This is a genomic window from Streptomyces sp. NPDC055815 (genome assembly GCF_053616475.1).
Map to the genome: position 1 here is coordinate 26,165 of NZ_JBSHDU010000050.1, position 19,433 is coordinate 45,597.

The 19,433-nt window shown below is 71.4% G+C and carries 19 protein-coding genes; 9 read left to right on the plus strand and 10 right to left on the minus strand.

Going from position 1 to position 19,433, the window contains the following annotated elements; translation table 11 throughout:
- Window positions 1-19 precede the first annotated feature (19 nt).
- Window positions 20-1,057, minus strand: coding sequence for a M4 family metallopeptidase (locus ACWGN5_RS27660; RefSeq protein ID WP_453519981.1), 1,038 nt, complete (start codon window positions 1,055-1,057; stop codon window positions 20-22).
- A gap of 369 nt (window positions 1,058-1,426) precedes the next feature.
- On the opposite strand from ACWGN5_RS27660, the gene ACWGN5_RS27665 reads away from it, so the two are divergent.
- The gene (locus tag ACWGN5_RS27665) at window positions 1,427-2,470 is read left to right on the plus strand and encodes an isopenicillin N synthase family dioxygenase (protein ID WP_453519984.1); all 1,044 of its coding nucleotides are present in this window, start codon (window positions 1,427-1,429) and stop codon (window positions 2,468-2,470) included.
- A gap of 76 nt (window positions 2,471-2,546) precedes the next feature.
- Here ACWGN5_RS27665 and ACWGN5_RS27670 read toward each other — a convergent pair whose 3' ends face one another.
- Window positions 2,547-3,647 (minus strand): citrate synthase 2, encoded by a 1,101-nt coding sequence (locus ACWGN5_RS27670; RefSeq protein ID WP_189800525.1) that lies wholly within the window; start codon window positions 3,645-3,647, stop codon window positions 2,547-2,549.
- A gap of 222 nt (window positions 3,648-3,869) precedes the next feature.
- Between ACWGN5_RS27670 and pdxH the strand changes: the two genes are divergently transcribed.
- Together pdxH and ACWGN5_RS27680 are read left to right on the plus strand one after the other, a co-directional pair.
- Window positions 3,870-4,499, plus strand: a complete 630-nt coding sequence (pdxH, locus tag ACWGN5_RS27675; protein ID WP_453520064.1) for a pyridoxamine 5'-phosphate oxidase — start codon at window positions 3,870-3,872, stop codon at window positions 4,497-4,499.
- Window positions 4,500-4,856: 357 nt separating this feature from the next.
- Complete coding sequence (locus ACWGN5_RS27680; protein WP_453519987.1) at window positions 4,857-6,191, plus strand: PAS domain-containing protein; 1,335 nt, start codon at window positions 4,857-4,859, stop codon at window positions 6,189-6,191.
- Between the two features lie 96 nt (window positions 6,192-6,287).
- Here the strand turns inward: ACWGN5_RS27680 and ACWGN5_RS27685 are convergent, their stop codons facing one another.
- Window positions 6,288-6,638, minus strand: coding sequence for a winged helix-turn-helix transcriptional regulator (locus ACWGN5_RS27685; protein ID WP_453519990.1), 351 nt, complete (start codon window positions 6,636-6,638; stop codon window positions 6,288-6,290).
- Between the two features lie 63 nt (window positions 6,639-6,701).
- Between ACWGN5_RS27685 and ACWGN5_RS27690 the strand changes: the two genes are divergently transcribed.
- Together ACWGN5_RS27690 and ACWGN5_RS27695 are read left to right on the plus strand one after the other, a co-directional pair.
- On the plus strand, window positions 6,702-7,589 hold the full coding sequence (locus tag ACWGN5_RS27690; protein ID WP_453519993.1) for an NAD(P)-dependent oxidoreductase: 888 nt from the start codon (window positions 6,702-6,704) through the stop codon (window positions 7,587-7,589).
- Window positions 7,590-7,706: 117 nt separating this feature from the next.
- Window positions 7,707-8,015 carry a hypothetical protein gene (locus ACWGN5_RS27695; protein WP_453519996.1) on the plus strand — a complete coding sequence of 103 codons (309 nt, stop codon included), beginning with the start codon at window positions 7,707-7,709 and terminating at the stop codon, window positions 8,013-8,015.
- A 21-nt stretch (window positions 8,016-8,036) separates the two neighbouring features.
- Here ACWGN5_RS27695 and ACWGN5_RS27700 read toward each other — a convergent pair whose 3' ends face one another.
- Window positions 8,037-8,792, minus strand: a complete 756-nt coding sequence (locus ACWGN5_RS27700) for an SIS domain-containing protein (protein ID WP_453520003.1) — start codon at window positions 8,790-8,792, stop codon at window positions 8,037-8,039.
- A 153-nt stretch (window positions 8,793-8,945) separates the two neighbouring features.
- Between ACWGN5_RS27700 and ACWGN5_RS27705 the strand changes: the two genes are divergently transcribed.
- The 3 genes from ACWGN5_RS27705 to ACWGN5_RS27715 all read left to right on the plus strand — a co-directional run bounded on the left by ACWGN5_RS27705 (window position 8,946) and on the right by ACWGN5_RS27715 (window position 12,692).
- Window positions 8,946-9,635, plus strand: a complete 690-nt coding sequence (locus tag ACWGN5_RS27705) for a metal-dependent transcriptional regulator (RefSeq protein WP_362570237.1) — start codon at window positions 8,946-8,948, stop codon at window positions 9,633-9,635.
- A gap of 601 nt (window positions 9,636-10,236) precedes the next feature.
- Entirely contained in the window at window positions 10,237-11,340 is a 1,104-nt protein-coding gene (locus ACWGN5_RS27710) for an alpha/beta fold hydrolase (protein ID WP_453520007.1), read from the plus strand.
- Window positions 11,341-11,468: 128 nt separating this feature from the next.
- Complete coding sequence (locus tag ACWGN5_RS27715) at window positions 11,469-12,692, plus strand: FG-GAP-like repeat-containing protein (protein ID WP_453520010.1); 1,224 nt, start codon at window positions 11,469-11,471, stop codon at window positions 12,690-12,692.
- Between the two features lie 59 nt (window positions 12,693-12,751).
- Here ACWGN5_RS27715 and ACWGN5_RS27720 read toward each other — a convergent pair whose 3' ends face one another.
- Both ACWGN5_RS27720 and ACWGN5_RS27725 read right to left on the minus strand, forming a co-directional pair.
- Entirely contained in the window at window positions 12,752-13,288 is a 537-nt protein-coding gene (locus ACWGN5_RS27720; protein WP_453520013.1) for a hypothetical protein, read from the minus strand.
- 29 nt (window positions 13,289-13,317) lie between these two features.
- The gene (locus ACWGN5_RS27725) at window positions 13,318-13,887 is read right to left on the minus strand and encodes a GNAT family N-acetyltransferase (protein ID WP_453520016.1); all 570 of its coding nucleotides are present in this window, start codon (window positions 13,885-13,887) and stop codon (window positions 13,318-13,320) included.
- 194 nt (window positions 13,888-14,081) lie between these two features.
- Between ACWGN5_RS27725 and ACWGN5_RS27730 the strand changes: the two genes are divergently transcribed.
- A complete protein-coding gene (locus tag ACWGN5_RS27730) occupies window positions 14,082-17,294 on the plus strand; it encodes a Tn3 family transposase (protein ID WP_453520019.1) in 3,213 nt (1,070 codons plus the stop codon).
- Window positions 17,295-17,307: 13 nt separating this feature from the next.
- On the opposite strand, the gene ACWGN5_RS27735 is transcribed toward ACWGN5_RS27730, so the two are convergent.
- From ACWGN5_RS27735 to ACWGN5_RS27750, 4 genes are all read right to left on the minus strand, one after another.
- Window positions 17,308-17,436 carry a hypothetical protein gene (locus tag ACWGN5_RS27735; RefSeq protein ID WP_453520022.1) on the minus strand — a complete coding sequence of 43 codons (129 nt, stop codon included), beginning with the start codon at window positions 17,434-17,436 and terminating at the stop codon, window positions 17,308-17,310.
- A 43-nt stretch (window positions 17,437-17,479) separates the two neighbouring features.
- Complete coding sequence (locus tag ACWGN5_RS27740; protein WP_453520025.1) at window positions 17,480-17,866, minus strand: DoxX family protein; 387 nt, start codon at window positions 17,864-17,866, stop codon at window positions 17,480-17,482.
- Between the two features lie 93 nt (window positions 17,867-17,959).
- Window positions 17,960-18,430 (minus strand): carboxymuconolactone decarboxylase family protein, encoded by a 471-nt coding sequence (locus ACWGN5_RS27745; RefSeq protein ID WP_453520027.1) that lies wholly within the window; start codon window positions 18,428-18,430, stop codon window positions 17,960-17,962.
- A gap of 93 nt (window positions 18,431-18,523) precedes the next feature.
- A complete protein-coding gene (locus ACWGN5_RS27750) occupies window positions 18,524-19,405 on the minus strand; it encodes a sigma-70 family RNA polymerase sigma factor (protein ID WP_453520029.1) in 882 nt (293 codons plus the stop codon).
- Between the last annotated feature and the right edge of the window lie 28 nt (window positions 19,406-19,433).

The window sequence follows — 19,433 nt, forward strand, 5'->3', positions numbered from 1 at the left end:
GTCAGACCCCCGGGATTTCTCAGACCCCCGGGATCGCGCGGGCCCGGAAGGCGTCACGGACCGCGTCCGCCGCCGCCGTGCCGTACATCTTCTGCGCCGTCGCGACCGTCGTCAGGGCCGCGTCCTTGAAGCTGGTGTCGGCGGCGAAGCCGAACTGCGCGTTGATGATGATCCGGTCGGCCGTGCGGGCGCCGAGCTTGTTCCGGATGTCGAAGAGCGCGCGGGACCAGATCTCGCCGTCCGCGTGCACCTCGCCCGCCCAGTCCGCGTAGGTCTTGGTGCCGTCGATCCGGCGCAGGCAGTGCGGGGCCGCGCTGTAGCCGGTGGAGTCCCAGTCGGCGACGCACGCCAGGTCGGCCTTCAGCGGCCAGTTGTACTTGGCGACCGCGTTCGAGCCGACCTCGACGGCCAGGTAGTCGCCGAAGGCCTCGCCGATCGCGCCGGCCTCCGCCGAGGTGCCGAAGCCGGGGACCTGGGCGTTGTGCACCGCGTGGCCGTACTCGTGGACGATCACCTCGGCGTCCTCGGCGTCGTCCACGCCGCCCTTGCCGAAGCGGATCTCGGCCTTCTTGTCGGTGAAGAAGGAGTTGTCGGCGCCCCACTGGTTGAGGCGGACCGGCTGCACCCGGTCGTTCGCCCCGCGCAGCTCGGTGCCGAAGCCGAGGCCCTGCAGGTACTCCTGCGCCTCGTTGACCCAGAAGTACGCCATGACCTGCTCGAACTCGTCGTCCGAGCGGTCGTACGAGGCGGCGTCGGCGGCCTTCGCCGGGTTGCCGGTCTCCGAGCGGACCGCGGCCCACTTGCCCGACAGGGCGCCGCTCGCGTCGAGGTTGCGGAGCGCGACCGTGGCGTACGCGGAGGCGGGGACGTCGCCCACCGCGTCCTTGTGGTCGGTGAGGGACTGGTCGCCCGAGGACTGGACCGGGTTCACCATGAAGACGCGGGCCTGCGGCGCGGTGGCCGCGGAGGCTCCCGCGGACGGGAGCAGCGCCGCCGTGGCGGTGGCCACGGTGACGGCGGCCGCGGCGACCAGGCCACGAGAGGTGCGGCGGGTCATGGACATCCTCCTGCGATGGGATGCTGCGACGGGAAGCATGGCGTGTACGCAACATGCGTGGCGGCGATCTTCGCGTAGACCCGCCACTTTGAACAGACTTTGAGCCATCGAGGGGCCGGACGTGACGCGGACCACAGTCGCCCGCAGCCGCCCGCAGTACGCTGACTCCATGCTTTTGCTCGTACGCCGTCGCCACGTGGACTACGTCCGCGTCACGAGCATGGGCTGTCGCCGCTCCGCCTGACCTTCCGGGGTACCACTCCACACCCCTGCGGTCCCTCGTCCGAGCCCCAAGCCGACCGGCACCCGTGGCCCCCGCCCCACCCTTGGCGGCCGCCCCGGGCACCCGTATACCCCGCGGATGCATACATGACGAACAGCTCGTACCCCTCGCAGCTCCCCATCGTCGACCTCTCGGCCGCAGACCGAGACCCCCAGGCCAGGAAGCTGCTCCACGCACAGCTCCACTCGGCCGCCCACGACGTGGGTTTCTTCCAGCTCATCGGGCACGGCATCACCGAGGCCGAGACCAAGGCCCTGACCGACGCCATGCACGCCTTCTTCGCCCTGCCCGAGGCCGACCGGCTCGCCCTCGACAACATCAACTCGCCGCACTTCCGCGGCTACACGCGCATCGGCGACGAGCGCACCGCCGGCGCCCGCGACTGGCGCGACCAGCTCGACATCGGCGCCGAACGGCCCGCGCGCGACCCCGGACCCTGGGAAGCCCCGTACTGGTGGCTCGAAGGCCCCAACCAGTGGCCCGCCGCGCTCCCCGAGCTCCGGACGGCGGCCCTGCACTGGATCGACCGCCTCAGCGGCGTCGCCGAGCGGCTCCTCCACGAGCTGCTCGCCTCCATCGGCGCGCCCGAGGACTTCTACGACGACATCTTCGGCCCGCGCGCCCACCCGCACCTCAAGCTGGTGCGCTACCCGGGCAGCAGCGGCGAGGGCGACGACCAGGGCGTCGGCGCGCACAAGGACTACGGCTTCCTCACCCTGCTGCTCCAGGACCAGGTCGGCGGGCTCCAGGTGCAGCGCGAGGACGGGAACTTCCACGACGTGCCGCCGCTGCCGGGCGCGTTCGTCGTGAACCTGGGCGAGCTGCTCGAGGTGGCCACCAACGGCTACCTGATCGCGACGAACCACCGCGTGGTCTCGCCGCCCGGGGCGACGGAACGATTCTCCGTGCCGTTCTTCTACAACCCGCGGCTCGACGCCCGGATCGCGCCGCTGGAGTTCCCGTTCGCGGACCGGGCCCCCGGCGTCACGGCCGACCCGGCGAACCCGCTGTTCGCCGAGTACGGCCGCAACGAACTCAAGGGCAAGCTCCGCGCCCACCCGCTGACGACGGCCCGCCACCACGCGGACCTGCTGCTGCACCCGCAGGAACAGCCGGCGGAGCTGGTGTAGGGGTGCCGGAGAGGCCGGAGGTCCTGGCGGGGCTGTGCGGGCCCGCCAGGCACCACCGGCTCCGGCTGCCGGGGTCTCAGCCGGCGATGTCCTCGTAACCCTCGATCTCGCGCGGGTTCCGCTGACCGGGGCCCGTGTAGCGGGCCGAGGGGCGCACGAGGCGGCCCGTGCGCTTCTGCTCCAGGATGTGCGCCGACCAGCCGGCCGTACGCGCGCACGTGAACATCGACGTGAACATGTGCGCCGGGACCTCGGCGAAGTCCAGGACGATCGCCGCCCAGAACTCCACGTTGGTCGCGAGGACGCGGTCGGGGCGGCGGTTGTGCAGCTCCTCCAGGGCCGCCTTCTCCAGGGCCTCGGCGACCTCGAAGCGCGGCGCGGCCAGCTCCTTGGCCGTACGGCGGAGCACGCGCGCGCGGGGGTCCTCGGCGCGGTAGACGCGGTGGCCGAAGCCCATGAGGCGCTCGCCCTTGTCGAGGGCCTGCTTCACGTACGCGGTGGCGTCGCCGGTCCGCTCGATCTCCTCGATCATGCCGAGGACGCGGGAGGGCGCGCCGCCGTGCAGCGGCCCGGACATGGCGCCGACGGCACCGGACAGGGAAGCGGCCACATCGGCACCGGTGGAGGCGATGACGCGCGCGGTGAACGTGGACGCGTTCATGCCGTGCTCGGCGGCGGAGGTCCAGTAGGCGTCGACGGCCTTGACGTGCTTCGGGTCGGGCTCGCCGCGCCAGCGGATCATGAAGCGCTCGACGACGGACTCGGCCTTGTCGATCTCGCTCTGCGGGACCATCGGGAGGCCCTGGCCGCGCGCCGACTGCGCGACGTAGGAGAGGGCCATGACGGCCGCGCGGGCGAGGTCGTCGCGGGCCTGCTCGGCGGAGATGTCGAGGAGCGGTTTGAGGCCCCACACGGGCGCGAGCATCGCGAGCGCGGACTGCACGTCGACCCGGATGTCACCGGAGTGCACGGGGATCGGGAAGGGCTCGGCGGCCGGGAGGCCGGGGTTGAAGGCACCGTCGACGAGCAGTCCCCAGACGTTGCCGAAGGAGACATGACCCACGAGGTCCTCGATGTCGACCCCGCGGTAGCGGAGGGCACCGCCCTCCTTGTCGGGTTCGGCGATCTCCGTCTCGAACGCGACGACTCCTTCGAGCCCGGGTACGAAGTCGGACATCAGGCGGCTCCTCTATCGATGATCGATCAACCGTGCGAGGCGATCGTGGAGAATCAACAGTCATCCAGCCGAAGAGTCTGTACGGTTCCGATGATGCGGGGAAGCGTGACATCCGGCACACTGCGCCGATTCGGGCAGAGAGGATTAGCGCCCGGCGGTGCCGGGCAGACTGGGCCGCTGCGGCAGGATGACCCTGTGACCGACGCCCTGGATCCCGCCGACATGCGCGAGCAGTACCGCACCACGGAGCTGTCCGCGGCCGACCTCGCGCCCGAACCCATCGGCCAGTTCGCCCGCTGGTTCAAGGAGACCGCCGCGAATCCGGCGATCCACGAGCCGAACGCGATGATCGTCTCGACGGCGACCGCCGAAGGCCGCCCGTCCTCCCGCACGGTCCTCCTGAAGCACTACGACGAGGCCGGCTTCGTCTTCTTCACCAACTACGAGTCCCGCAAGGGCCGGGAGCTGGCGGAGAACCCGTACGCCTCGCTGCTCTTCCCCTGGCACCCGCTGGCCCGCCAGGTCATCGTCACCGGCCGCGCGGTGCACGTCGGCCGCGACGAGACGGTGGCCTACTTCCGCACCCGCCCGCACGGCTCCCAGCTCGGCGCCTGGGCGAGCCCCCAGTCCCAGGTCATCGCCTCCCGCGCGGACCTCCTGGCCCGCTACGACGAACTCGCAGCCCGCTACCCGGACCAGGAACAGGTCCCGGTCCCCCCGTCCTGGGGCGGCATCCGCGTCGTCCCCGAGACGGTCGAATTCTGGCAGGGCCACGAAAACCGCCTCCACGACCGCCTCCTCTACGTCCACGAACAGGACGGAAACTGGCGAGTGGAGCGCCTGGCGCCCTGAGGGGGCCGGAAACGCAGGCGACCCGTGAGTCTTGGCGCCGTCCGCCTAGGTTCGGACGGACGCCTGCCGGCCGGACTGCCGGCGACTCACGGGTCGGGTGACTGCGGTGGTGTTCGGCAGAAGGCCTGCCGAGGTGCACAGAGTGCGACTGGCAGGCCTTAGCCCGCAGTCACCTCACGAGTCCGAAAAGAAACCATTTTTTCGGATCACCTCCTTTCGCGTGTACCCACACACTACGAACGGTCCGTCGCCCGCTCAAGCTATTTATGCGGGTGATTCGGAACGAATGATTTGGGCGAAGGTGGTGTGCTCCACGTCACGTTCCAGTTGAATGGTCCCAGCATGGGGGGTGCCTGGATGAGTGCATTCACGGGGGCCACGAGCGACGACGTCTCCGTCCCGGGGGCGGGGGCCGATCTGTTGGCCGCGTTGCTCGACGGGATGGACGCGGCGCTCTGCGCGTTCGACGCCGACGGGACGGTCACGCACTGGAACCGGGAGGCCGAGCGGATCCTCGGCTGGTCCGCCGGGGAGGCCGTCGGGCGGCGCGGCTTCGAGGGGTGGGCGGCGCGGAGCGCGGACGCCGAGGAGACCCTGGGGCGGCTGATGGGGGCCATGAAGGGGCCCGGCCGGCAGGTGCACGAGTTCGTGTTGCTGCGGAAGGACGGCGGGCGGGTTCTCGTGCGGAGCCAGGCCGCCGGGGTGCGCGGCGCCGACGGCAGCGCCGCCGGGGTGTACTGCGCGTTCAGCGAGGTCCACGTCCAGCTCGACCTGGAGCGGTCGGTCGCCCTGAGCGAGGCGCTGTTCGAGGACGCGTCCTGGGGTGTCGTCCTCGTCGACGCCGATCTGCGGCCCGCCGTCATCAACGGGCACGCCGCCCGCGCCTTCGGGACCGGTCGTACGGCCCTGCTCGGGCGGCCCCTCGGGGACGTCGTCCTGCACGGTGTGGAGGAGCTGGAGGGGGCCCTCCAGCACGTTCTCGCGGAGGGCACGCCGCCCGCGCCCGCCGAGGTGTGGGTGACGCTCAGGACCTCCTCGGGGGAGCAGCGCCGGTGCTGGCGCAGCGGCTTCCTGCGGCTGTCGTCGCCGATGGCGGAGGAGCCCGTGCCGCTGGGTGTCGCCTGGCTGTTCCAGGACGTCACGGAGGAGCGGCTCGCGGCGCGTGAGGCGGACCGGCTGCGGTTCCGGTGGAGTCAGCTGCACCGGGCGGGCGCGGCGGTCGCGGAGTGCGAGGACCCGGTGGAGGCGGCGACGGTCCTGCTGGACTTCGCCCTGGCCGGGTTCGCCGATCACGCCCTGGTGGACCGGCCCGCGGGGGAGCGGCGTCTCACCCGGGCCCTGGCCACCCCGGCGGGTGCCGTCCCGGGCCCGTCGTCGCCCGTCGTGGGCGGCGGCATCCCGCTGCGGTACGGGCCGAGGCACCCCGCCCTGCAGGCCTGGGACCGGGTGGGCACGGTGCGGGCGAGCGCGGGCCGTACCGCCGAGGTGTGGGCGGAGGCCCACCAGTGGCCGGGGGACGCGGCGCACGCCCTGTGCGTGGTGCTGCGGTCCCGGGGCCGGACCCTCGGCGTCCTGACGTTCCTGCGGGCCGCCTGCCGGGCGCCCTTCGAGCGGGAGGACGTGGTGTACGCGGAGGCGGTGGCGTCCCGGGTGGCGGCGGAACTGGCCCTCGCCGACGCGGGCACCCGCTAGCCCCCCGTACACCCACTTTTTTGTGGGTACTTGTCCGCCGTCCCGGGCCCGGGAGAACCTGGTCACGGCCCGGGACGGAGAGGGAGTGACAGGGCCTCAGGAGGCGGCTCGTGCCGCCGTCAGCCGGTCGATCCGGCGATGGCCCCAGTCGGACAACGGGCCGAGCAGTCCGGAGAGTTCGCGCCCGAACTCCGTCAGCGAGTAGACGGTCTTCGGCGGCCGCACGTCGTGCACCTCGCGGTGCACGAGACCGTCCGTCTCCATCTCCCGCAGCGCCTGCGTCAGCACCTTCTCGCTGATCTCGGGGAGCCTGCGGCGCAGTTCGCCGGGCCGGTGCGGGCCGGATTCGAGCAGCCACAGCAGCGACGTCTTCCACTTGCCGTCGATGACGGCGATCGCGGCGGTCACTCCGCAGACGTTCGTGTCCTGGGCCCGGAGGCGTGTCATGCGCGTCCCTCTCCGTCGTCAGTCGTCTCTGTGTCACCCACGTATGTACAAGGGAGTTCCGTCATGTCTTCTTCCGACGAGCAGCTTTCCGTCACCGTTCTCGGGCTCGGGCCGATGGGCCGGGCGCTGGCCGGCGCGTTCCTGGACGCCGGGGTGCGGACGACGGTGTGGAACCGGACCCCGGGCAGGGAGGGCGACCTCGGTGCGCGGGGCGCGGTCCTGGCCGGGAGTGCCGAGGACGCGGTCGCGGCGAGCCCGCTGACGGTGATCTGCCTGGTCAACTACGACGCCACGGACTCCGTGCTGCGGCAGCCGGCCGTCACGGACGCGCTGAAGGGCCGGACCGTGGTGAACCTGAGCGCCGACGTGCCGGGTCGGTCCCGGGACACCGGCCGTTGGGCGGCGGAGCACGGCATCGGGTATCTGGACGGCGCGATCATGACCCCGACGCCGAGCATCGGGACGCCCGCCGGGGTGTTCCTGCACAGCGGCCCGCAGGCGCTGTACGAGGAGCACCGGCGGGTCCTCGACGCGCTCGGCGGCTCCCACACCCATCTCGGCGAGGACGTGGGCCGGGCGGCGGCGTACGACATCGCGTTGCTCGACATCTTCTGGACGTCGATGACGGGGTACGTGCACGCGCTCGCGGTGGCGCGCGCGGAGGGGATCTCGGCGCGGGAGCTGGCGCCGTTCGCCCAGGGCATCGGGGCGATCCTGCCGCCGCTGTTCCAGGAGTGGGCGGAGGACGTGGACGGCGGCTCGTACTCGGGCGAGGGCAATCCGCTGACCTCCGCCGTGTCGACGATGACCCACGTCGTGCACGCCGCCGAGGCGCACGGCATCGACGCGAGCGTCATGCGCGCGGCGGAGGCGCTGGCGCTGCGGGCGGTGGACCGGGGGTACGGCGCGGACGGCTTCACGCGCGTGACGCAGGTGCTCGACCGTCCGTAGCGGGCAGGGAAGGGGGGCCGGATCCTGCCGGGTTCCGGCATGGACGGCCCCCGGTGAGCGGGACGACGATGTGCTCACGTTCGGGAAAACAGGGGGGCCTTCATGATGGCGTGGTTCATGGGAGCGACCGTGCCTTTCGGCGTGGTGGCGATCGCGATGGGCGTGGTCGCGTTCCGTACGGGCCGGATGATCGCTCCGGCGCGCCGGAGCGTCCGGCAGCCCCGGGTCTACGGCCTCGGGCTCGCGCTGGCGGGCCTGGGCCTCCTCACCTCGGTGGTCACGTACTTCACGCTTCCGGTCGACGTCGCTTCGCGCGAACCGTGGCTCCCCTTCGTCGGGTACTTCCTGGAGCTCATGGGCATCGCCCTGATCGCGTCGAGCCGCCGGAGCCCGCGGCGCGGGCGGGCGCCGCACCCGGTGGCCTAGGGAGCCGGGGCGTCCGTGACCCTAGTGCCGGAAGAAGATCCGGTCCCCGTACTCGCTCATCACGCGCCCGTTCCACTCGTGCCCGCCGTCGACGTTGCCCGAGCGCAGCAGTGGCGGTTCGATGCCGAGGCGTACGAGTTCCTCGGCGGCGGCGGCCATCGTGGCCTGCATGAGGGCGCTGGTGACGACGGTGGAGGCGGGGGCGAAGGGCGCCTCGATGCCCTCGTGGGTGAGCTCCGCGTCCCCGATGGCGATCTTCGAGTCGAGGACGACGTCGCAGTGGTCCTTGAGGTACGTCCCCGAGACGTGCCGTGACTTCGTCTCCGTCGCGTACGCCACCGAGGTGACGCCGATGACGGTGAGGCCGAGCGCGCGGGCGTTCATGGCCATCTCCACGGGCAGGGCGTTGCGCCCGGAGAGGGAGATGATGATCAGGACGTCGCCGGCCTTCGCGGGGGAGGAGTCGAGGACCGCTCCGGCGAGGCCGTCGACGCGCTCCAGGGCGGAGCCGAGGGTGGCCGGCATGACGTCGACGCCGACGACGCCGGGGACGGCGAGCAGGTTCATCAGGGCGAGGCCGCCGGCCCGGTAGACGACGTCCTGGGCGGCGAGCGAGGAGTGTCCGGCGCCGAAGGCGAAGAGCCGGTTGCCGTTCGCGACGGCCTCGGCGATGGCCTTGCCCGCGGCGGCGATCTCGGCGGAGTCTCCGTCGCGGACCTGCTGGAGCAGGCCGATCGCGGCGTCGAAGAACTGTCCGGCCAGCTTGCTCTCGGCCATGGCGGCGGCTCCTTCTCGTCCTCGTGGTCGCCGATCACGGTGCGGTCTGGACCATTGCTCTGTCAATACCGCCTCGCCCCGGCGCGGCCCGGTTGTCCGTCCGATGCGCAAGAATTGGTGCAGGGCCAGCGCACGACTCATCGAGGGGCACGTATGTCCGGACTGATCGACACAACGGAGATGTATCTCCGCACCATCCTCGAGCTCGAGGAGGAGGGTGTGGTCCCCATGCGTGCCCGCATCGCCGAGCGGCTCGACCAGAGCGGCCCGACGGTGAGCCAGACGGTGGCCCGGATGGAGCGCGACGGTCTGGTGGCCGTGGCGAGCGACCGCCACCTGGAGCTCACGGACGAGGGGCGTCGCCTCGCCACCCGGGTGATGCGGAAGCACCGTCTCGCCGAGTGCCTGCTCGTGGACGTGATCGGCCTGGAGTGGGAGCAGGTCCACGCCGAGGCCTGCCGCTGGGAGCACGTGATGAGCGAGGCCGTGGAGCGGCGGGTGCTGGAGCTGCTGCGGCACCCGACGGAGTCGCCGTACGGGAACCCGATCCCGGGCCTGGAGGAGCTGGGCGAGAAGGCGGAGGCCGAGGCCTTCCTCGACGACTCGATGGTGTCCCTCGCCGACCTGGACGCGTCGGGCGGCAAGACGGTGATCGTGCGGCGGATCGGCGAGCCGATCCAGACGGACGCCCAGCTGATGTACACGCTGCGGAGGGCGGGCGTGCAGCCCGGCTCGGTGGTGTCGGTGTCGGAGTCGCCGGGCGGTGTCCTGGTGGGCAGCAGCGGCGAGGCGGCGGAGCTGGACGCGGAGGTCGCGGCGCACGTGTTCGTCGCGAAGCGCTGAGTTCGCGCGGTCGTACGTGACGGGGGGCGCCCCGCCGGTCCTGTGAGCGACCGGCGGGGCGCCCTTGTCTCTTTGGGGCGTGGGCGTGGACGTGGACGTGGACGTGGACGTGGGCGTGGGTGTGGGTGTGGGTGTGGGTGTGGGTGTGGACGTGGGTTGTGCGGGACGGGGTCACGAAGCCGTATCGGCTCGGCCTCGGGGGGCCAACGAAACGTCGTGCGCCCCGTTTTACGCCGGAATCGCCACGCCCGCGCCCTTGCCGTGCCACGCTGGTGGGAGCCGGGCGTGGAGGGGGTGGGGCCATGAGGGCTACGGACGGCGGAGGATCGCGGACCGCGGGCGACAGAGGGCCCCGGCGCCTTCCGGCGCCGGGGCCTGTCCTCCCCTGTGCTGACCTGGAGCCCCGAGCTCTCAAGGTCAGTCCCCTCGGACCGTTTTTCCCCGAGCGGTCCGCCTCCCGCTCAAGATCTCCCCTCGGCAGCGCGCGTCAATCCTTGAGCCCTGTCACTCGAACGAGGGGTGTTGTGTGGCAGGAGCGCATTTTCGAATGCGAGTTCGATAGTCTGGCGAGGTTCGACGGAAAAGAGGGGGTGCCGGATCCATGGCGCGACGACTCGACGTCACCGGGGCCGACGGCGTCCGGCTGGCGGCCTGGGACCACACGGCCGCGGACCCCGCTGCCGCGGGTCATGCGGGTCATACGGGCCCTGGCCGAACGGCCACGGACTACGGGGCCGCGGGCCCCCCGGGCCCTGGCCGCCCCGTCCCCGATCAGGCGGTGCCCGGTCGTGGGGACTGGGGGTACGCGCCCGGGGGCGAGAGTCGGGGGATCGTCCCGCAGCCCGGGCCGGATGCCGTTGCGCGGCCCGGCGGCCGGGCCGCCGCCGCCGTCCCCCGCCCCGTACGGGTCCCGCAGGCGCGGCCCTCGGGCGCTCCCGCCCCCGGGGTGTTACTCCTCCACGGCCTGATGGGGCACGCCGGGCACTGGGCGCCCGCCGTCCGCCGGCTCACCGGCGGGCATCGGATCGTCGCCCTCGACCAGCGCGGGCACGGTGCGAGCGAGAAGCCCGCCGGCGGCCCCTTCACGCGCGAGGCGTACGTGGCGGACGCCGCCGCCGTCGTCGAGCAGCTCGGCCTCGGCCCCGTCACCCTCGTCGGCCACTCCATGGGCGCCCTGACCGCCTGGCAGCTGGCCGCCGAGCGCCCCGACCTCGTCCGCGCCCTCGTCATCTGCGACATGCGCGCCTCGGCCCTCGGCGCGGCCTCGCAGCGCGCCTGGCAGGACTGGTTCCGCGGCTGGCCCGCGCCGTTCCCGTCGCTTGAGGCCGTCCACCGCTGGTTCGGCGACGAGGATCCCTGGGTGGAGACCCCGAACCCGGCGCGGGGCGCGTTCTTCGCCGAGGTGATGACCGAGCGCCCCGACGGCTGGCGGCCGGTCTTCGACCCGGAGCAGATGCTGACCTCCCGCGAGACCTGGGTCCACGACGCCCACTGGGACTCGCTCGCCCAGGTCCGCTGCCCCACCCTCGTCGTCCGCGGCCTCGACGGCGAGCTGGGCCGCGCGGAGGCCCAGGAGATGGTCAGGGTCCTGCCCCACGGGGCGTACGCGGAGATCCCGGACGCCGGTCACCTGCTCCACTACACGCACCCGGAGGCCTGGAGCGAGGCCGTGGAGCCCTTCCTGAACGGGGTGCTCACGCCCTGACGCGCAGGCCCCGGGAAGCAGTCATTCCGGAAACGGGGCCCCTGCGGTGACGCGGGAGGACCGGCGCGGTACGGTCCCTGTCACGGCGCGTCGAGCAGCACGCCTCCGCGCCGGTTGGAGGGAAATCGATGCGCATATCCATGCTGCGGCGCGTGGCCACGGTGGCCACGACGCTGGGGCTCACCACGCTCGGCCTCTTCGGCGCGGGCGTGGCGCCGGCGCAGGCGGCGATCAGCGACTGCCCGTCCGGCTACTTCTGTGCCTGGAAGACCGACAACGGCACCGGCACGATGTACAAGACGAACGTGAACGTGGCGACGCTCGGCGGCTGGGACAACACGTTCCGCTCGGTCGTCAACCGCACGAACAAGTTCGCCTGCCTGTACGAGGACGCCAACTACGGCACCTCGGGGGCCGTCTACGCGCAGCCCGCGGACCCGGCGGGCACCGAGTGGGGCGGCCCGGGCACCAACTCGGTCAGCTCGCTGAAGCTCGTACCGACCGAGCGGGAGTGCGTCCTGCCGGCGTACCCCGAGTGGTACGCGTCGACCGCCACGCAGGCGGCGGGCTTCGGCGACCTGAACGCCGACAAGAAGTCGGACGTCCTGGTCCGCGACAAGGCCGGCCGCATGTGGTTCCTGCCCGGCGACGGCACGGGCAAGCTGGTCGGCAGCGGCGGCTGGAACACCATGAACGCCCTGACGCGGCACGGTGACTTCAGCGGCGACGGCCGCGAGGACGTCATCGCCCGCGAGGCGTCCACCGGCAAGCTGTGGCTGTACCCGGGGACGGGGACCGGCGCGGTCGGCACGCGCGTGCTGATCGGCAGCGGCGGCTGGAACGCCATGGACAAGCTCACGGCGTACGGGGACATGACCGGCGACGGCCGCTCGGACCTGCTCGCCGTCGAGAAGTCCACCGGCAAGCTGTGGCTGTACCCGGGCACCGCCACGGGCGTCGGCGCGCGCAAGCTCCTCGGCACGGGCGGCTGGAACGGCATGAACGCCCTCGTCGCCACCGGTGACCTGAACGGCGACCTCCGGGCCGACCTGGTCGGCCGCGAGGCGTCCACGGGCAAGCTGTGGTTCTACCCGGTCACGGCCACGGGCACCTTCGGCCCGCGCGTCCTGATCGGCTCGGGCGGCTGGAACGTCATGGCGTCGTTCCTCGCGGTCGGCGACTACAACGCCGACGGCCGCAACGACCTCGCGACGATCGCCGGCTCCTCCTACGTCTCCCCGGAGTGCCGCGGAGTGGGCTGCCTGGTCCTGTACACGGGCAAGGGCACGGGCGCGTTCAACACGGGCGTCCCGGAGGACGGCAACTGGTGGGGCCTGAACGGCGCGTTCTGACCCCCTGAGCACCGAAGGAGGGCCTCCACCCGGACGGGTGGAGGCCCTCTTCGCCGCTGTCAGATCTTCCCCGCGAGCAGGCGGGTGCGGTGCCCGAGGAGCCGGGTCCGTTCGGCGATGAACCCGGCCCGGAGCGGAGGGCCGTTCCAGTGCTCGACGCCGACGTGGGCGAAGGCGAAGAAGTCGTTCTCCCACTCCCAGGCGGGCAGCGGGACCGTGCGCCCGCACGCCGGGCAGGGAACGTCGGCCGTGCCCGTCTCCCACCAAATATCGATGGCCGTGGAGAAGGCGGACCGCCGGCCGGTGACGACCGTCGCGCAGTGCGGGCAGATCGGTGAGCCGTCGCTGCCCGGGGACCCGAAGAACACGGTGCGTCCGGTGACGACGGCCCATTCGGTTCCCGGATAGGGCCGCGCGTCCGTCGCACGGGCCCAGCCCGGCCCGGGCAGGTACAAGGTCCTGCCGTCCTGGGCCGGCGCGTGCTCCGCCGCCACGATCCCCTCGGCGACGAGCCACGCCCCCACCCGATCCCCGAGCCCCCCGGCCTCCGAGGCCGTCACCTCCAGATCGGCAACGGCCTGAAAACTGCTCCCCACGGCGCCCCCTCAGCTCTCTCTCGTCGACTTCACCGGGTCAGGCGCCAGATCTGGTCCTCGCCCGTTTCCGCCGGGGCCGTGGGTTCGTGGGGGCGGCGGAGGTGGGCGGTGAAGCCGAGGCGGGAGGGGACGGCGCCGCTGGCGTGGTTGGCGACGTCGTGGACGATCTCGACGCCCGTGACGCCGGGCAGGCGGAACGCCTGCTCGACGAGCGCCCGGGCGGCGCGCGTCGCGAGGCCCTTGCCGGTCGCGGTCGGGTGCAGCCAGTAGCCGACCTCGACCGTGCCGTCGGGGGTGTCGTCGTGCCGGTGCAGCCCGCAGGAGCCGACGATCGCCCCGTCGAGCACGATCGCGTAGCTGTACGCCTCGCCGCTCGCCCACTGTTCCGCCCGGGACGCCAGGAAGCGGGCCGTCCCGCCGGGGTGCTCGGCGACCCACGGCATCCACGGGCGCAGGTGCTCCACCGACTCGTCGACGACCCGGCAGAACTCCGGCAGGTCCGCCTCGCCCTCGAACGCGCGGAGCACGAGCCCGCCGTCGAGCTCGATGACCGTCTCCGGTGAACGGTTCGAAAGGTTGGGAAGGTTCGGAAGGTTCATGCCGCGAGGATCGTCCGCCCCGATCACCTCGGCAAAGGGATTTCGGTGTGCCGGGGCAGATACCGGGGCATGACCCAGATACGCCAGAAACCCGCCACGGGATGATCTTGCGTTGTTGAGTGCCTTGCCCCGTCACCCGTACAGCCCAGTGTCGTTGGTGGTGATGTTGGATTCCGGCTGGGGCGGGGTGGGCTGTGACCTCGATCGAGAGGACCGCGTATCCGCGGTTCAAGCGGTTGATCACCGCGCATGAGCTGCATCTGTTCTTCGCGCCGAGCCGTGACGAGGTCGAGTGGGCAGCGGCCCGTGCCGACTGCGACGAGCACCTCCTGGCCCAGCTGCTCGCGCTGAAGTCGTACCAGCGGATGGGGTGCTTCCCGAAGCTGGACGAGATCCCGGAGACCGTGGTCGACTTCGTCCGCCGCGCGGTGGACCTGCCGGAGGGCACGGTGCCGAAGGCCGCGAACCGTACGGCGGAACGGCAGCGAACCGCCGTACGCCAGCGGACGGGCCTGTCGTACGACAAGGCGAAGGCCCGAAAGATCGCCGAGGCGGTGATGCGGAGCGAGGCCGTGTCGAAGAACCGCCCGGCCGATCTCATCAACATCGCGCTGGAGAAGGTCGTGGAGGCAGGGCTGGAGCTGCCGGGCTTCACCACGCTGGACGCGCTCGCGGCGAAGGTCCGCACCGAGGTGAACGCCTCGATCTGCACGGGCGTCTACGACCAGCTCAGCGAGGCCCACCGGGAGCGGCTGCTGGCGCTGCTGTCGGAGAAGGACACCTCCGGCACCACGAAGTACAACCGGCTGAAGCAGTCCGCGAAGGCCCCGACGTGGTCGCACTTCCGTGCCCAGGCCGAGCACCTTGGGTGGGTGGACGAGCTGGGCGAGACCCGGGTGTGGCTGGCCGGCGTCGCCTCGGGGAAGATCACGGACTTCGCCGGTGAGGCGGACGCAGCGGACGCGCCGGGGCTGCGGGACTACAGCCTGGTGAAGCGGCTCGCGCTGCTGGCGTGCCTGGTCCACAAGGCGCGGATGCGGGCCCGGGACGACCTGACGACGATGTTCTGTAAGCGGATCGCGTTGCAGGTCAAGCGGGCCAAGGCGGAGCTGGAAGAGATCCGGGAGCGGCAGCAGGCCATCGTCGAGGCGTTGATCGGGAACTACCGCACGGTGCTCCAGCACATCGACACGGACAGTCCCGTCCAGGCCGCCCGGGAGGAGGCGGCGGCCTTGACCGCCGAGGTCCTGGCGGCGGTCGGGGAACTCGACCGGGACGCCGCGCCTGACACTGTCGCGGCCCGGCTCGGCGAGGGGCTCGCACCCGCGCTGCACACCATGGCGAAGGCGCTGCGTGTGCAGGCCGGCGCCCTGGGAGTGCCTGCGGCGGCGGTGGACGGCTTTGGAGGGTTCGAGGGGCAGTACGAGCAGATCGAGAAGGTCGCCGCCCACCACGGCAACTACTGGGAGGTGCTGCTGTACGGGCACCTGCTCAAGGACCGCTCCACGATGTACGACCTGACCAGCCGTCTGGAGCTGCGGGCGACCTCCGAGGACAACCGTGTCCTGGACGCGCTCGCGCACGCCCGCCGCCACAAGAACCTGCGCGACTTCATCCCCGAACGGCACGAGGACGGCCGCCCGGTCGACATCTCGTTCGCCACGCTGAACTGGCAGAAGGCCGTACGGGACAAGAACCGTCCCGGCGCCTTGGTGCGCAAGCACTTCGAGGCCATGGTGTTCGCCGCGCTCGCCGAGGAACTGCGCACCGGTGACGTCGCGGTGGCCGGCTCCGAGGAGTACGCCGACTGGAGTGAGCAGCTCCTGCCGTGGGAGGACGTCGAGACGAAGCTGGGCGACTACCTGGTGGAGGTCGGCCTCGCCGAGCCCGGCGAGGCGACGGCGTACGACGCGGTGACGTTCAGGCGGCAGCTGGAGGACAAGCTCACCGCGGCGGCCGCGACGGCGGATGCCGGGTACCCGGACAACGAGGGCCTGGTCATCGACCCGGAGACCGGCATCCCTTCCCTCAAGGCCCACCGTTCCGAGGGTCAGCGGGCCTCGGCGAAGGCGCTGGAGCAGGAGATCAAGGCACGGATGCCGGAGCGCTCCCTGCTCGGGATCATCTCCCGCACGGCGTACTGGGTGGAGTGGTGGCGCCGCTTCGGCCCGGCCTCAGGCAACGAGCCGAAGCTGAAGGATCCCTTCGGCCGGTACGTGATCACCACGTTCGTGAAGGGCACCAACATGGGCCCCTACGAGGCCGCCCGGCACATCCCCGGTGTGAGCGGGCACGAGCTGTCGCTGGCCGCGAACCGGCACTTCTCCATTCCGACACTGAACGAGGCCATCGCCGACCTGGTCAACGCGCACGCCCGCCTGGACATCTCGCAGGCCTGGGGCGACGGCTCCGCGGTCGCCGCGGACGGCACCCACATGGACACCTACCTCAACAACCTGCTGTCCGAGACGTCCGTGCGGTACGGCAAGCCGGGCGGCATCGCCTACCACCACATCTCTGATACCTACATCGCGCTGTTCACGCACTTCATCCCGTGCGGGGTGTGGGAGGCCGTCTACATCATCGAGGGCCTGCTGAAGAACTCGTCCGAGGTGAGACCGACCACGGTGCACGCGGATACGCAGGGCCAGTCGTTCCCTGTCTTCGCGCTCGCCCACCTGCTGGGCTTCGACCTGATGCCCAGGATCAGGAACTGGAAGGACCTGACCTTCTACCGGCCCACGAAGCAGACCGAGTACGTGCACATCGACGCGCTGTTCGGGGAGAGCGGCCGCAACGTCATCGACTTCGACCTGATCGAGTCCCAGTTCCGGCACCTGATGCGGGTGGCCGTCTCCGTCCGAGAGGGCGCCATCTCTTCCACCCTGCTGCTGCGACGGCTGCGCGCCGGCTCGCGCAGGAACGCCACCTACACCGCCTTCCGCGAGGTCGGCCGCGTCATCCGCACCGTCCAGCTGCTGCGCTACCTCTCGGACGCCCCGCTGCGCCGGCGGGTGACCGCCGCGACGAACAAGGTCGAGGCGTTCAACGGCTTCTCCCAGTGGATCGGCTTCGGCAACGGCGGCGTCATCACCGACAACGACCCCGTCGAGCAGGAGAAGACCGCGAAATTCAACGCGCTGCTCACGAACGCGGTGATCTTCCACAACGCCCTGGACATCGCCGAGATCGTGCGCCAGCTCCAGGAGGAGGGCCACGCCATCGACCCCGAGGACCTGGCCCACATCTCGCCGTACCTGACCGAGCACATCCGCCGCTTCGGCGAATACTCCACCCATGAGCTCGGCCTCGTGCCCGAGGCGTACGACCCACACCTGGACGTCGACTTCAGCCCGCTGCGCGGTGGCGCCCCGCCCGCGCCGGACGGCTACGGCCAGGCTGCGTGACCCTGGGCCCGGATCACGTCGTCTTGTCGGGCACACCGATCAGCCGCTGGAAGATCTCGGATAACTCGCCGTTCTCGATCAGTCCGGCGATCACGGCGGCTGACGTTCGTTGGCTGCCGGCGCCGCAGTCGGTGCCAGACATGCGGGCGGATCGCGGCCCGCATTCCGCCCGGGTGACCGGCCGGTCAGCCGGTGAAGGGTTCCAGCGCGAAGCGGCCGATCGCCACGAAGGCGGTCAGGGCAAGGTAGGCCCCGTCCCCCAGCGCGGCTTTGGTCTCGCCACGTCGGATCCGCAAGATCATGGCGCCGGTCATGATCAGCGCCAGGCCGCTGGCCGCCAGCGGTACCAGTATCGGCGCGATGCCGAGCAAGGCGGGCAGGATCAGGCCCACGGCACCGAGGATCTCCAGTGCTCCGATGGCCTTGAGGGTGCCGGGCTTGAAGTCGAGGACCCAGCGCGCGGCGTCGGCCATGCCGGCCATCTTCTCCCGTGGGACGAACAGCTTCCCGAAGCCGGAGAACAGGAAGACGGCGGTCAGCAGTCCGGTGATGATCCACAGTGCGATGTTCATGAGTCCTGTCCTTGGCGCAATGTCTGGGGGTGGCGGCCGCCGGCGGACCCGGGGTCCCGGGTCCGCCTGAGAGCCTGAGGGGGAATGTCCGCGTCAGCCGAACTGACCGGGCTGGTACTCGCCGCCGGGCGTCCGGGTGATCACGTTCAGCCGGTTGAAGGCGTTGATCACGCAGATCAGGGCCACCAGGGCCATGAGCTGGTCCTCGTCGAAGTGCTTCGCCGCGTTCGCCCACGCCTCATCGGTGACGCCGCCGGAGTCGGCGAGGCGGGTGCCCTGCTCGGTGAGTTCCAGTGCCGCCCGCTCAGCCTCGGTGTAGACGGTTGTCTCCCGCCATGCCCCGACCAGGTTGATCCGCACCAGGCTCTCGCCGGCGGCCGCGGCGTCCTTGGTGTGCATGTCGAGGCAGCCGCCGCAGCCGTTGATCTGGCTGGCGCGGATCTTCACCAGCTCCTGCACCGCCTTCGGCAGCGCCGAGTCGGTGATGGCCTTGTTCGACGCGATGATGTGCTTGGCCCACTTCGACCCGACCTCGTTGCGCATGGGGTTGATCCGGGATTCCATCTCGATCTCCTTCGTCTTCGGATGCTTGCACCACTACGACGAAGCGCCCCGCCAAGACGTAACAACCCCATGCGCCCGACGTCTTAACGTGCGCTACTCGGGTCGCTCGGGCAGCCCCATGGTGTCGAGGCGCTTGCGGTCGCTGACGGTCAGGAGTTCGACGATCCGGCCGTCGACCACGGTGCACGCCACCACGCCGAGCACCTTGCCCTTCGCACCCCAGGCCACGAACCCGGGCTCGCCGTTGACCAGGACCGGGAGCACCGAGGTCATCGACCGGATGCCGCGCAGGACCGGACCGGCCACCTCTGCCGCCCCGACCGTGGTCATCACGCCCTGCGGGTGGTACGTGCGCCAGGTCACCTTCGGATCGAGCAGCTGTACGAGCCCTTCGAAGTCCCCGTTCCGCGCCGCGGCGAGAAATGCGTCGACCACGGCGCGCTGCCGCCGCGGCTCCTCCTCCGGCAGCGGTGTGCCCTGCACCTTCCGGCGGGCCCGGCTGGCGAGCATCTTGGTCGCGTCGGTGGACCGCCCGATGATCTCGCCGATCTCGGCGAAGGGCACCGCGAACATGTCATGCAGGACGAACGCCAGCCGCTCGGTGGGCGTGAGGGTGTCGAGCACCACCAGCAGTGCCAGCCCGACCGATTCCGCGAGCATCGCGTCGTCCTCGGGTGCCGCCCCGCCGTCCACGGTCACCACCAGCTCGGGCAGCCGCTCCTCGTACGACAGCTCGGCCCGGGTCTTGCGCGAGCGCAGCACGTCGATGCAGACCCGGCCGACCACGGTGGTCAGCCAGCCGGCCAGGTTGTCGATCGCGGCCGCGTCCTGTCGCGCCAACCGGATCCACGCCTCCTGCACCGCGTCCTCGGCGTCCCCCCGCGACCCGAGCATCCGGTAGGCGACCGCCACCAGGCGCTCACGCTGCTCTTCGAAGGCTCCCGCCAGTACTTCGTGCGGACCTGATCCGGTCATGTCGTTACCTTCCTCGCGCGAATTCCGT